This window comes from Aquaspirillum serpens DSM 68, assembly GCF_000420525.1.
Classification (GTDB): domain Bacteria; phylum Pseudomonadota; class Gammaproteobacteria; order Burkholderiales; family Aquaspirillaceae; genus Aquaspirillum; species Aquaspirillum serpens.
Window position 1 is genome coordinate 1 of record NZ_ATVC01000070.1, and the last position, 13067, is coordinate 13067.

The window sequence follows — 13067 nt, forward strand, 5'->3', positions numbered from 1 at the left end:
GCGTGGAACGGTGGTCATCTCATCGCCGTACCACCACAAAATACCAGCCGCACTTGCCCAAGCTGTGGTCATATCTCAGCTGAAAACCGCCAAACACAAGCACAGTTTCAATGTGTGCAATGCGGCTATGAAAACCACGCCGATGTCGTCGGTGCAATCAATGTTTTAACACGCGGCCAAGCTATCTTAGCTGCCGCATAAACAACAAAAGGGTAGGACATACCCAGTTCGCCTGTGAAGTGAGTGGTGCCGTAATGCCGCCAGCAGCAGGAACCCACCGAAGCGACTTTGGCCTGTGTCTAGACCAAAGCGCCGTAGGAATCCCCGCTCTTTAGAGAGGGGAGGATGTCAACGCAACAGCGTTGCCGTGGTGAAACCACGTTGCAAACCATGACCAACTCTTTGGAAAGTTTGATTCACTGTTTTGATCTGCGTGAAGTCCAAGAAATTGCCATTAAAGACATCATTGAGCGTTCACGGCATGATTTGCTGGATTTGCAAGAAGAACACTTGGATGTTGAAGGTGTGCTGTCCGATCTCGTGTCGCAGTTGGATGATTGCTGCTAATAGAGAAGACAGGTGTGGAGAACACCTGTCTTAACCTACTTTGCATCAATGCCGGTCTGGACTGCGGAGGATGAGCACTGGCATCGGGGCGCTGCGGATGACGGCTTCGGCGACGCTGCCGAGGAACAGATGGGCTAATCCTGTCCGGCCATGAGTGCCCATCACCAACACCTCGGCATCACTATCTTGGGCTTCGTTGATCAAGGCTTTGGCGATTTCCTCGCCGGCGCCCCAACTGACCACCGGATGTGCCGATACATTGACGCCTTCTTGCTCTGCGCGAATCAGATGTGGCTCTAACACTTGCCGTGCTTTGCTTTCGGCCTGCACTTGCAAACGGCCTTCATCACGCCGTCCTGCCTCATCAAAAGCAAACTCATATAAATTGGCAATGGTCACCACATGCAAACGCGCCCCCGACATCTTAGCGAGTTTGATCGCTTCGTCTAAAACCTGTGGGCTTTGTGGACTGTGATCGACTGCCACCATGATATTTTTATACATGCCGTTCTCCTCTTGTTGCTGAAACCAATCTGCATCTTAGCCAAACTTAAGGTCATCAATCGTCATCAATCGTGAATTTCGTTCAAAATGGCCCGTCGTGTAGGGATTTTTAAGGTTAACACGATCACCCCCGCAATAATCAGCCCACCGCCTAACCATTGCATCGGTGTTGCAACTTCACCTAACACCAAAGCCGCTAACACCAACGTCACAATCGGTTCAACCGTCGAAACCAGCGCCGCCTGTGTGGCGCCGATAATCGCAATGCCAGCCAAATAACAAATGATGGCAATCACGGTACATAAAATAGCAATGGCCACCATCGCACTCCACCCCGAGGCCGTTTGCGGTGGGTGCCAGCCTTGGATGGCGACCAAACCAATATGGCACACCGCCGCCGAGGCCATCACCACAAAAGCCGCCGCAATGGGATGTGTCCGCCCACCAAACTTTTCGCCAATAATGGAATAGACGGCATATAACATGGCCGCCAACACACCCAAGGCAATCCCCAATGGCTGGCCGCTGACATCAAAACCGATGGTAACAATTAAACCCAGCGAAGCCAGCGACAGCGCGAGCAATTTGCGCCGTGTGATTTTTTCTTTGAACAATACCGCCGACAGCAACATCACCAGCGCGGGAAAGAGATATAACAACAACCCCACCAAACCAGCAGAGGCGTATTTCAAAGCAATAAAGAACGCCTGCGCTTCAGCGGTGTAGAGCACACCGCCCATAAAGATAAATGCCAGCAGCTGTTTGCCACGCGGCAAGGGCAGTTTTTGCCACCACAATAGGGGTAATAAACACAGGCTGGCGATGGAAAAACGCAACAACAGCAAACTGGTTGGCGTCACCCCTTCGGCGTAAACAAATTTCGTCAGAATCGACATGCTGCCAAAGGCAGCACCTGACACAGCGGTGAGGGCCACGCCCGTCAGCTTGCTCATGGTGTTGTGCTTTCGTGTGTTAATAATCCTAAACAATGTTTAGGATTTTGCCACAAAATCTACTCACCAGCGGCACGATGTTTTGCCGCCAAACGCACATAATGCGCCGCCGAATAACTAAAAAAAGCCAACTCTTGTTCTGTTAAACGGCGCACCTGTTTCACAGGGCTACCCATATACAACCAACCCGACTCCAAACGCTTTCCGGGTGGAACCAAACTATTGGCTCCAACCATCACCTGATCTTCAATAATGGCGCGGTCGAGCACGATTGAACCAATGCCCACTAACACCTGATTACCAATGGTGCAACCATGTAATGTGACGTGGTGACCGATGGTGACATCATCACCGATGGTTAAGGGCGCACCTTCGGGGTCTTGCGGTGGCCGGCGGTGGCTTTGATGTAGCATGGCAAAATCTTGGATATTGGTGCGTGCCCCAATTTTGACCCAATTAACATCGGCACGAATCACCGCCATTGGCCACACCGAGCAATCCTCACCCAACTCACAATCACCAATCACCAGCGCGGTATCATCAATAAAACAGGATGCTGCCACCCGTGGTGTGATGCCATCAAAAGTTCGAATGTTGCGATTCACTATTTGCCCCCCATTTGGCTTAAATCTTGCTGTCACGACAGCAACACGAAAACAGCCATCATACCTGTAACTGTAGAGAGCCTCACGCCATGAGCACAGCCAATCCCTTATTAGACTATGCAGACCTGCCCCCCTTTGCCGCGATTCAGGCAGAACAGATCACACCGGCTGTCGAGGCTGTTTTAGCCGCAGCCCGAGAGGTGGTCAGCCAACTGACGGCAGACACCACACCGGCCACTTGGCAGGATTTTGTGCTGCCTTTAACCGATGCCACTGAAAAAATCGGCAAGGTCTGGGGACCAGTGGGGCATTTACACGCAGTGGTGAACACCCCAGCTTTACGTGAGGCTTATAATGCCAATTTGCCGAAAATTTCTGAGTTTTACAGCGAGTTGGGGCAAAATTTAGCGTTGTTCGAGAAATATAAGGCCTTGGCTGCCAGCCCCGAATTTGCTCAGCTGCCCCCTGCCCAGCAAACCATCATTCAACATGAACTGCGTGATTTTCGATTGTCAGGGGCAGAATTGCCCGAGGCGGACAAACCCCGCTTTACAGAAATTCAACTGCGGTTGGCCGAACTCAGTTCGACCTTTAGCCAAAACGTGCTCGATGCCACTGACGACTTTGCTCTGTATATCGACGATGTCAATGAGTTAGCAGGCGTCCCTGAAGACAGCCTCGCCATGTTTGCCGCCGCTGCACAGGCCGATAGCAAAACTGGCTATAAAATCACTCTGCAATTCCCGTTCTATTTCCCGATTGCACAATATGCCGACAACCGTGCATTGCGTGAACAACTCTATCGTGCCTACTCCACCCGCGCCTCTGAATTTGGTAAACCAGAATGGGACAATGCGCCGTTAATCCGTGAAATTTTGCAACTGCGGGCAGAAGAAGCACGGATGTTAGGTTTTGCAAATTACGCTGAACTGTCTTTGGTCAGCAAAATGGCGCAGAACCCAGCTGAAGTGGTGAGTTTCTTGCGCGATTTAGCACAACGCGCCAAACCTTTTGCGGTACAAGATCGACAACAACTCGAAGCTTTTGCACAACAAGAATTAGGGCTAGAGAGCTTACAGGCATGGGATATTGCCTATGCCAGCGAAAAATTACGGGTGGCACGCTACGCGTTTTCTGAACAAGAAGTGAAGCAATATTTCCCCGAACCTAAAGTTTTGGCGGGTTTATTTGGCGTGGTGAAAACCTTGTATGGGGTTGATGTTGTGCCGAGTGACAGCCAGACATGGCATCCCGATGTGCGCTTTTTTGATGTACAGCGCGAGGGAGAACGCATTGGTCAATTCTGGTTTGATTTATATGCTCGACCACAAAAACGCGGTGGGGCGTGGATGGATGATGCCCGTGGCCGCCGCTTGACTGCCGAGGGAGTACAAACACCCGTGGCGTATATGGTGTGTAACTTTACCGCACCGATTGGTGATAAACCGGCGCTGTTTACCCATGATGAAGTGATTACGCTGTTCCATGAGTTTGGCCACGGTTTACATCATCTGTTGACCCAAGTGGATGAGCTGTCAGTCTCTGGTATCAATGGCGTGGAATGGGATGCGGTCGAGCTGCCCAGCCAGTTTATGGAGAATTTCTGTTGGGAATGGGACGTGTTGCAAGGCATGACGGCCCATGTTGACAGTGGTGAGCCATTACCGCGTGCGTTGTTCGATAAGATGCTGGCGGCTAAAAACTTCCAAAGCGGCATGATGACAGTACGACAAATTGAATTTTCGCTGTTTGATATGCTGCTGCACAGTGCTTTTGATCCCGAACAGGGTGATTGGGAGGCACTGCTGGCCGAAGTACGGCAAGAAGTCGCCGTCAATATTCCCCCCATTTGGAACCGTTTTGCCAACAGTTTCAGCCATATTTTTGCTGGTGGTTATGCGGCTGGCTATTACAGCTATAAATGGGCTGAGGTGTTATCCGCTGATGCCTATTCTGCCTTTGAGGAAACCGGCGGTGCGAATGCAGAAACCGGTCAACGTTTCTGGCAAGAAGTGTTGGCCGTGGGTGGGTCGCGTCCTGCGTTAGATTCGTTCACCGCGTTCCGTGGTCGTGCGCCGACCATTGATGCCTTATTGCGTCATGCCGGTATGGCCGATGTGCCCCCGACACCTGTGGCAGCCTAAGCCATGAGCCGCTATCCAACAGTCACCATTGCCGCCATTGCCACGGCGGCAGGCCGTGGTGGGGTGGGCGTGATTCGGGTGTCGGGTCGTGACTTGTTGCCCTTGGCTCACGCCATCAGTGGCGGTAAAACGCCGACCCCTCGTCGTGCTTTATATACCGATTTTTTTGCTGCTGATGGCAGTGTGTTAGATAACGGTCTGTTGTTGTATTTTCCCGCGCCGCATTCTTTCACCGGCGAGGATGTTTTGGAATTGCAAGGCCACGGTGGGCCGGTGATTCTCAATATGTTGTTGCGGCGTTGTGTTGAGTTGGGCTGTCGTTTAGCCGAGCCAGGGGAATTTACCCGCCGTGCGTTCTTAAACGACAAAATCGACTTGGCACAGGCCGAGAGTGTGGTCGATCTGATCGATGCCCAAAGCGAAGCCGCTGCCCGTTCTGCTGTTAAATCGCTGAAAGGGGCATTTTCTGATGAAATTCATCGCTTGGTCGATGAGCTAATTCAGCTGCGGATGTTGACTGAGGCCACCTTAGATTTTCCGGAAGAAGATGATGTTGAATGGCTGGAAAAAGCCGGTGCCTTGGCACGCTTACAGCAGGTGCAACAGCAACTCGACCGTGTCTTAGCCACCGCCACACAAGGGGCGATGTTGCGCGAGGGGTTGCATGTGGTGTTGATTGGGCAACCGAATGTAGGGAAATCGAGTTTGCTCAATGCCTTGGCGGGGGAGGAGGTCGCGATTGTCACCGATATCGCCGGTACCACCCGTGACACGGTGCGCGAGCATATCGTTTTGGAAGGGGTGCCGCTGCATATCATCGACACCGCCGGTTTGCGTGATACCGAGGACAAAGTAGAACAAATCGGGATTGAACGCACTTGGCACGCCATCACCCGCGCTGATCTTGCTCTGTTGTTGGTGGATGCGGCACATGGTTTAGGTGAGGCCGAACAGGCGATTCTTGCCAAGCTGCCACCGGCACTGCCGCGCTTATTGGTACACAATAAAATCGACTTATCGGGTGAAAAAGCTGATCTCACCGAGCGCGACGGCATCAGCGCGGTGCGGGTTTCTGCGAAGCATGGTGCAGGGTTGGATTTGTTGCGGCAGCAGATTTTGCAGATGGTTGGCTGGCAAGGTGAATCAGAAGGGCTATTCTTGGCGCGAGAACGGCATTTGGATGCCATCCGCCGTGCTCGTACTGAGTTGGATCAGGCGCAACAAGCGTATGCGGTTGCCGCAGAACTGTTCGCTGAACACCTCCGCCGCGCCCAACACGCCCTCTCGGAAATTACTGGCGAATTTACCGCTGACGACTTATTAGGTGTCATATTTAGTCGGTTTTGTATCGGAAAATAGCGAGACTTCCGGAGACCTCCGAAAGGTTCCACCCTTCCCCCTGAAACCCGCGTCAATGCGGGTTTTTTGTTATGTAGCAGTCTTGTATGTTCCACAGAAATCTAACAGAATGTGTGCCCAGTTATGTGCCCACTGTGGGATATCGTGTGCCTGTGTGAATGCTACGGTGTGCCAAAGGCATCAACCATGTGCCCAGAATCAAGCAGGTTTTAAGGGGCCACATTAAGACAAGGGAGAGGGTTATGGCACTGTCAGATACCAAGCTGCGGAACTTAAAGCCAGCCGCCAAGGTGTTTCAAGAATCTGACGATGGAACGTGTCTGGTAAAGCGACCACGCCAATCATAACGAGGCTATCCGCGATATCTCTGATTACATCGTGACGTTCTACAATAATCTGCGATTGCATTTAACACTGGGTTATTTGCCCCTAGCTGTTTACGAACAGAATATCGCAAACAAATAACCTATCTCTCTGTCCGAAAAAATTTGACCGTTACAGGGTATTCCGCAGCGATGCTCAGGTGAGTATCAGCGCGTGCTTCTTGGTCATGATTTCACTACCGACCTGCTGCTGTTGAGGTTGAAGATTGAAGCTCCGCTTGTGACCGACACTGCCGACACAGTGGCTCTGCGAGTGTTTGAGGATGCGCTCTATACAATTGCTGAAGCCCTACGGCTCGCGGCGAGTCGCCACAAGCAGTTGGACCTCGATCCGGCTGAGTTTGGCTCTGGTTTTCGCGTTGTGCCGGCACTCCAGGGCGAGGCCAGGATGTTGGATATCTTCCTGTACGACACCCTTTCGGGTGGTGCAGGATATGCCGAAGTCGTAGCTGAGAACCTCTCGGAGATTTTAGAGGGCACCCTAGAACTCCTTGAAGGCTGCTCGTGTGACACATCATGCACTGAATGTCTCAACCATTTCCATAACCAGCATATTCAGGGACGCTTGGATAGGAAGCTTGGCGCATCGCTTCTCCGCTATGCTGTGTGTGGAGAGAAACCGTGTTGTTCCCAGCCCGAGGTACAGGCCGCAACATTGTCCCAACTGTGCTCTAGTCTTGAATTGGATGGTTTTCGCTGCTCAGAGGGGTGGGCGCCCGAAACCCCTATGTTTATCGAACGGGACGATCGTCGCATTGCCTTAGGTTGCTATCCAGGACTCATCGGCAGGCCGGAGTTTCTACACGCGGTCAAAGACGCACGTAATGTACACGGTTATCTGGCACTGAATGAGTATCTGCTCAGGTCTAACCTACCTGATGCTCATCAGCGGGTCCGGATTCTGTTCTGTAAATAGTGACCCAGCTATAGATAAAAAAACACCCCCAGCTCACGCTAGGGGTGTTTTTGTTTAGTGCAGGTGAGTCTAGCTTAAGCAGATTGTTGCCGGCGGCCACGGACGCCTTCGGCTAGCATCGCCAACAAATCAACCGTATCCGCCCAACCGATGCAGGCATCGGTGATCGACTGACCATATTTCAGGGTTTTTGGATCACAACCAGCCTTCAAATCTTGACGGCCTTCGTTGAGATGACTTTCCACCATCACACCAAAAATATGCTGATCGCCGGCGGCTAACTGTGCGGCGACATCTTGCGCCACTTCCATTTGCCGTTTGTAATCTTTACGGCTGTTGGCATGGCTGAAATCGACCATCAATTTCTGTGGCAAGCCCACAGCGGCCAACTCAGCGGCAGCAGCGCGTACATGCTCGGCTGAATAGTTTGGCTCTTTACCACCACGCAAAATCACATGGCAATCGGGGTTGCCACCGGTGCCGACGATAGCGGAATGGCCGGACTTAGTGACCGATAAGAAATGGTGTGGCTGACTGGCCGAGCGAATTGCATCCACAGCAATCCGTAAATTGCCATCAGTGCCATTCTTGAAACCAACCGGACAGGACAAACCAGAGGCCAATTCACGGTGCACCTGTGATTCGGTCGTGCGGGCGCCAATCGCACCCCACGAGATCAAGTCAGCAATATATTGCGGTGTGATCATATCGAGGTATTCGGTCGCAGCAGGGATACCACGGTTGTTCAACTCCAACAACAAGCGGCGTGCCATGCGTAAGCCAGCATTGATGTCGTAAGACTCATCAAGATGAGGGTCGTTAATCAACCCTTTCCAACCGACAGTGGTACGCGGTTTTTCAAAATACACCCGCATCACCACCACTAATTCGTTTTGATGTTGCTCACGCAATTCTGCCAAACGGGTTGCATATTCCAATGCGGCGTTTGGGTCGTGAATAGAGCAAGGCCCAATCACCACCAACAAACGGTCATCTTCACCACGCAATAAACGAGCGATGTCCGTCCGCGTGGCATACACCAGTTCAGCGGCCGAATCGGTGATTGGCAGTTCGTAGATATGGGCAATCGGAGGAAGAAGTTCTTTAATCTCGCGGATTCTTACATCATCAGTCTGGCGCTGCATCATCATGCTCTTTGAGAGTTTTGCAAAGCAACAAGACTAGCGCGGATTGCGCGCTGACGTAAACCCATTCGCAACGATTTCTGGTGCAATTCGCTTAAAAAAGAGCTTTTGCCACAATCGGGTTAAAATCATCACTTTTCTTCGACTGTCGCAAGGAAGCTCGCATGCCCCCCTCACGTCTCGCCACCCTGACTCAGCTATTAGCAGACCACATCTTGATTCTTGATGGTGGTATGGGCACAATGATCCAACGTCATCGCTTGGAAGAAGCCGATTATCGCGGAGAACGGTTCAAAGATTGGCATTGTGATGTGAAGGGTAACAATGATTTGTTAGTGCTGACTCGCCCTGACATCATTGGTGGGATTCATCAGGCCTATTTAGATGCCGGCGCTGACATCATCGAAACCAACACCTTCAACGCCACCTCAATCGCCATGGCCGATTATGAGATGGAAAGCTTGGTATGGGAGATGAACTACGAAGCGGCCAAACTGGTAAAAGCGTTGTGTGTAGCAAAGACCGCACAACAACCGACCAAACCCCGTTTTTGTGCTGGGGTGTTAGGGCCCACCAACCGCACCTGTTCTATCAGCCCAGATGTTAACGACCCTGGCTATCGCAATGTCAGTTTTGATCAACTGGTCAGCAGCTATACCGAAGCCATCGATGGTTTAGTCAAAGGGGGCGCGGATATTCTGTTGGTCGAAACCATTTTCGACACCCTCAATGCCAAAGCGGCGGTGTTCGCGATTCATCAATATTTTGATCAACACCCCGAATGTGAACGGTTGCCGATGATGATTTCCGGCACCATCACCGACCAATCTGGCCGCACCCTAACCGGACAAACCACCGAAGCGTTTTATAACAGCTTGCAACACGCTGACGCGATCAGCTTTGGCTTGAACTGTGCCCTCGGCCCCGATTTATTGCGTCCCTATGTCGAAGAAATGGCGCGGGTGTCGGCAACTTATGTCTCGGTACATGCCAATGCCGGTTTACCGAATGCGTTTGGTGGCTACGACCTCACCCCCGAGGCGATGGCACCACAGGTGCGCGAATGGGCAGAGTCGGGTTTGGTGAATATTGTCGGCGGTTGCTGTGGAACAACTCCCGAGCATATTGCGGCGATTTATCAGGCGGTGAAAGATCTTGCCCCACGTCCCTTGCCGATCTTAGAAAAGAAATGTCGTTTAAGCGGTCTTGAGCCTTTCAACATTGGCGACCGTGATCTATTCGTCAACGTCGGCGAGCGAACCAATGTGACCGGCAGCCGCGCCTTTGCCAAGCTGATTTTAAATGGCGACTACGCCACCGCCTTAGATGTCGCACGGCAACAAGTCGAAAACGGTGCCCAAATCATCGACATCAATATGGATGAAGGGATGCTTGATGCCCATGCAGCGATGGTGCGGTTTCTGAACTTGATTGCCGCAGAACCGGATATTGCACGGGTCCCGATTATGATTGACTCCTCGAAGTGGGAAGTCATCGAAGCCGGTTTGAAATGCATTCAAGGCAAAGGGATCGTCAATTCGATCTCGTTGAAAGAAGGCAAAGACAAATTTGTTGAACAAGCGACTTTGATTCGCCGCTATGGGGCAGCGGTGATTGTGATGGCGTTTGATGAAAAAGGCCAAGCCGATACCTACGCCCGCAAAATCGAAATTTGTGAAAAGAGCTATCGCATTTTGGTGGATGAAGTCGGCTTTCCACCTGAAGACATTATTTTTGACCCGAATATTTTTGCCGTCGCCACTGGTATCGACGAACACGCCCGCTATGGTTTGGACTTTATCGAAGCCACCGGTTGGATTAAACAAAACCTGCCGCACGCCAAAATCTCGGGTGGGGTGTCGAATGTATCGTTTAGCTTCCGTGGCAATAATAAAGTCCGCGAGGCAATTCACGCGGTCTTTCTGTACCACGCCATCAAACGCGGCATGACCATGGGCATCGTCAATGCTGGCGCGTTGGAAGTCTATGACGAAGTCGATGCCGAATTGCGGGCGCGGATTGAAGATGTGGTGCTGATGCAAACCCCTGCTGATGGTTCTGATCCAACAGAGAATCTGATTACGCTGGCAGAAAAATTTAAGGGCGATGCGGTTGCTGGCAAGGTAGGCGAGGATTTAGCGTGGCGAGAATGGCCGGTTGAAAAACGACTGGAACACGCGCTGGTGAAAGGCATCACCACCTATATTGAGCAAGACACCGAAGAAGTCCGCGCCAAGAGTGCCCGCCCCATTCATGTGATTGAAGGGCCATTGATGGATGGCATGAATGTGGTCGGGGATTTATTTGGCGCCGGTAAGATGTTTTTGCCGCAAGTGGTGAAATCTGCCCGTGTGATGAAAGCGGCGGTGGCTTATCTTGAGCCTTTCATCGAGGAAGAAAAAATCCGGATGGGGCTGCAAGATGCCCCAGCCAAAGGCACCATTATCATGGCCACAGTGAAAGGTGATGTGCACGATATTGGTAAGAATATCGTTGGGGTGGTGTTGCGTTGTAATAACTATAAGGTGATTGATTTAGGGGTGATGGTGCCCTGTCAGACCATCTTAGATGCTGCCCGCGAGCATAAAGCCGACATCATTGGTTTGTCGGGGTTGATTACGCCGAGTTTGGAAGAAATGAGCCATGTCGCCAAAGAAATGCAACGGCAGGGTTTTGATATTCCGTTGCTGATTGGTGGCGCCACCACCAGCCGTGTTCACACTGCGGTCAAGATTGCCCCGCATTACCAAGGGCCGGTGGTGTATGTGCCCGATGCCAGCCGCGCCGTTGGTGTCTGTTCCAATTTGTTATCTGATACGCTGCGCGATCCGTTTGTGCATGAAGTGGCTGAAGATTACGCCAAGGCCCGCGCTATTTTTGAAGGGCGTAGGGATGCCAAACTGTTACCGATTGCAGACGCGCGCCAACAACGCCACCGCATTGACTGGACGCAATACACACCGCCGGTGCCAACATGGTTAGGTGTGCGCCGCTTTGAGCAATATGGTTTGGCTGAGATTGCTCGTTATATCGATTGGACGCCATTCTTCCAAAGCTGGGAGTTATACGGGCGTTATCCGGCGATTTTGCAAGATGAGGTGGTGGGTGAATCGGCACGCGCTTTATGGGCTGACGCACAGGCCATGTTAGCGCGCCTTATTGCCGAGAATTGGATTCAAGCCAGTGCCGTGATTGGCTTATTCCCTGCCAATACTGTCAACCATGACGATATCGAAATTTACTCGCCAGAAAATCCTTCACAGCGTTTGATGACGTGGGTTGGGTTGCGGCAACAGTTGGTAAAAACCGATAAAGAAGGCAAGCAAAACCCCGATTGGGCATTAGCTGACTTTATTGCACCGAAAGACAGTGGTGTGTCTGACTATATCGGGGTGTTCGCGGTCACGGCAGGGTTGGGGATTGATGAGCATGTGGCACAGTTTGAAGCCGCCAATGATGACTATTCTGCCATTCTGTTAAAAGCATTGGCCGACCGTTTTGCTGAGGCGTTTGCTGAATTGATGCATCACCGTGTCCGCACCGAGTTCTGGGGCTATGCTAACAGTGAAGCGCTGGATAATGAGGCGTTGATTGAGGAAAAATACCAAGGCATCCGCCCTGCCCCCGGCTATCCTGCCTGCCCTGACCATACAGTTAAACGTGAGTTGTTCGATTTGCTGGATGCCCCAGCGATTGGCATGAGCCTGACCGAAGGGTATGCTATGTTACCGACAGCGGCGGTGTCGGGCTTCTACTTTAGTCATCCTGATAGCCGTTATTTTGGTGTTGGCAAAATCAGTAAAGATCAGGTGGAAAGCTATGCCCAACGGCGTGGGGTGAGTGTGGAGCAGGCAGAACGGGATTTGGCGCCGAACTTGGGCTATACCCCGTCTTAACTGCGGTGTAGATAGCGCAACGCTTGGAAGATATTTTTGACGTTTGACCCCTCGTAGGGCGGATAAGCGCAGCGCATCCGCCAAACCCGTAGCGTGGGCACCGCTTTTGTGCCCACTGACTGCATCGCCATACCCATCTGTCAATCTTGTCCCCACCATTTTAATTTGGTTGCTTCATGTTTGTTTTGGGTGGATGCACTATGTTTATCCACCCCACTATAATCATCCGTATTATTCTCCGTCTCTGCCCCAACCATGCTGCCGTTACTCGACCCGAAGAACGATTACATCTTCAAACGTCTCTTTGCTCAATCACCGGAATTGCTGTCGGATTTGATTAACAGCATCCGTTACGATCAACCACCGATTACCATCACTGATATTCTCAACCCCAATATCTCTGGTGAAGACCTACACGCCAAAGAAATCGTGTTAGATGTGTTGGCGAAAGACGGGTTTGGCGTGCAATACAATATTGAAATTCAGGTGCGGAAACAGACGTATTGGGGAGAGCGAAGTCTGTATTACAGTTCACGTTTAATCAGCGAACAACTAGAAAGCGGTCAATCCTATCGTGAGATGAAGCATGTGATTT

Annotated in this window: 12 protein-coding genes and 1 pseudogene; 8 read left to right on the plus strand and 5 right to left on the minus strand. The window is 51.5% G+C overall.

The features are described 5' to 3' along the window. Together G465_RS14560 and G465_RS0111275 are read left to right on the plus strand one after the other, a co-directional pair. Positions 1–201, plus strand: a 201-nt coding sequence (locus tag G465_RS14560) for a zinc ribbon domain-containing protein (RefSeq protein ID WP_040399679.1), incomplete at its 5' end; no start/stop codon positions are given. A 144-nt stretch (positions 202–345) separates the two neighbouring features. Then, on the plus strand, positions 346–567 hold the full coding sequence (locus tag G465_RS0111275; RefSeq protein ID WP_022654567.1) for a hypothetical protein: 222 nt from the start codon (positions 346–348) through the stop codon (positions 565–567). Between the two features lie 45 nt (positions 568–612). On the opposite strand, the gene G465_RS0111280 is transcribed toward G465_RS0111275, so the two are convergent. From G465_RS0111280 to G465_RS0111290, 3 genes are all read right to left on the minus strand, one after another. Beyond that, positions 613–1071: a universal stress protein gene (locus tag G465_RS0111280; protein WP_022654568.1), complete on the minus strand. Its 459-nt coding sequence runs from the start codon at positions 1069–1071 to the stop codon at positions 613–615. Between the two features lie 65 nt (positions 1072–1136). Further along, complete coding sequence (locus G465_RS0111285) at positions 1137–2024, minus strand: DMT family transporter (protein ID WP_022654569.1); 888 nt, start codon at positions 2022–2024, stop codon at positions 1137–1139. Positions 2025–2083: 59 nt separating this feature from the next. Then, a complete protein-coding gene (locus G465_RS0111290; RefSeq protein ID WP_022654570.1) occupies positions 2084–2629 on the minus strand; it encodes a gamma carbonic anhydrase family protein in 546 nt (181 codons plus the stop codon). An 89-nt stretch (positions 2630–2718) separates the two neighbouring features. On the opposite strand from G465_RS0111290, the gene G465_RS0111295 reads away from it, so the two are divergent. From G465_RS0111295 to G465_RS0111305, 4 genes and pseudogenes are all read left to right on the plus strand, one after another. After that, entirely contained in the window at positions 2719–4773 is a 2055-nt protein-coding gene (locus G465_RS0111295) for a M3 family metallopeptidase (RefSeq protein WP_022654571.1), read from the plus strand. Positions 4774–4776: 3 nt separating this feature from the next. Then, positions 4777–6132 (plus strand): tRNA uridine-5-carboxymethylaminomethyl(34) synthesis GTPase MnmE, encoded by a 1356-nt coding sequence (mnmE, locus tag G465_RS0111300; protein ID WP_022654572.1) that lies wholly within the window; start codon positions 4777–4779, stop codon positions 6130–6132. Positions 6133–6420: 288 nt separating this feature from the next. After that, a pseudogene (locus G465_RS16270) lies at positions 6421–6597 on the plus strand (IS3-like element ISPsy37 family transposase); the annotation flags it as partial. 72 nt (positions 6598–6669) lie between these two features. After that, positions 6670–7431: an MrfA Zn-binding domain-containing protein gene (locus G465_RS0111305; RefSeq protein WP_022654573.1), complete on the plus strand. Its 762-nt coding sequence runs from the start codon at positions 6670–6672 to the stop codon at positions 7429–7431. Between the two features lie 74 nt (positions 7432–7505). Here the strand turns inward: G465_RS0111305 and aroG are convergent, their stop codons facing one another. Further along, entirely contained in the window at positions 7506–8582 is a 1077-nt protein-coding gene (aroG, locus tag G465_RS0111310) for a 3-deoxy-7-phosphoheptulonate synthase AroG (protein ID WP_022654574.1), read from the minus strand. Positions 8583–8740: 158 nt separating this feature from the next. On the opposite strand from aroG, the gene metH reads away from it, so the two are divergent. Next, positions 8741–12472: a methionine synthase gene (gene metH / locus G465_RS0111315; RefSeq protein ID WP_022654575.1), complete on the plus strand. Its 3732-nt coding sequence runs from the start codon at positions 8741–8743 to the stop codon at positions 12470–12472. On the opposite strand, the gene G465_RS16395 is transcribed toward metH, so the two are convergent. Further along, complete coding sequence (locus G465_RS16395; RefSeq protein WP_281166794.1) at positions 12469–12603, minus strand: hypothetical protein; 135 nt, start codon at positions 12601–12603, stop codon at positions 12469–12471. The two genes, metH and G465_RS16395, sit on opposite strands and share 4 nt — an antisense overlap. Before the next feature lie 124 nt (positions 12604–12727). Between G465_RS16395 and G465_RS0111325 the strand changes: the two genes are divergently transcribed. Continuing rightward, positions 12728–13067 (plus strand): Rpn family recombination-promoting nuclease/putative transposase (locus tag G465_RS0111325; RefSeq protein ID WP_022654576.1); only part of this gene is annotated, 340 nt, incomplete at its 3' end.

Excerpts from the sequence above, each read along its gene's own strand:
- G465_RS0111275 (WP_022654567.1), top strand. The coding sequence starts at position 346 with ATGTCAACGCAACAGCGTTGCCGTGGTGAAACCACGTTGCAAACCATG.
- G465_RS0111280 (WP_022654568.1), bottom strand. The coding sequence starts at position 1,071 with ATGTATAAAAATATCATGGTGGCAGTCGATCACAGTCCACAAAGCCCA.
- G465_RS0111285 (WP_022654569.1), bottom strand. The coding sequence starts at position 2,024 with ATGAGCAAGCTGACGGGCGTGGCCCTCACCGCTGTGTCAGGTGCTGCC.
- G465_RS0111295 (WP_022654571.1), top strand. The coding sequence starts at position 2,719 with ATGAGCACAGCCAATCCCTTATTAGACTATGCAGACCTGCCCCCCTTT.
- mnmE (WP_022654572.1), top strand. The coding sequence starts at position 4,777 with ATGAGCCGCTATCCAACAGTCACCATTGCCGCCATTGCCACGGCGGCA.
- aroG (WP_022654574.1), bottom strand. The coding sequence starts at position 8,582 with ATGATGATGCAGCGCCAGACTGATGATGTAAGAATCCGCGAGATTAAA.
- metH (WP_022654575.1), top strand. The coding sequence starts at position 8,741 with ATGCCCCCCTCACGTCTCGCCACCCTGACTCAGCTATTAGCAGACCAC.
- G465_RS16395 (WP_281166794.1), bottom strand. The coding sequence starts at position 12,603 with ATGGCGATGCAGTCAGTGGGCACAAAAGCGGTGCCCACGCTACGGGTT.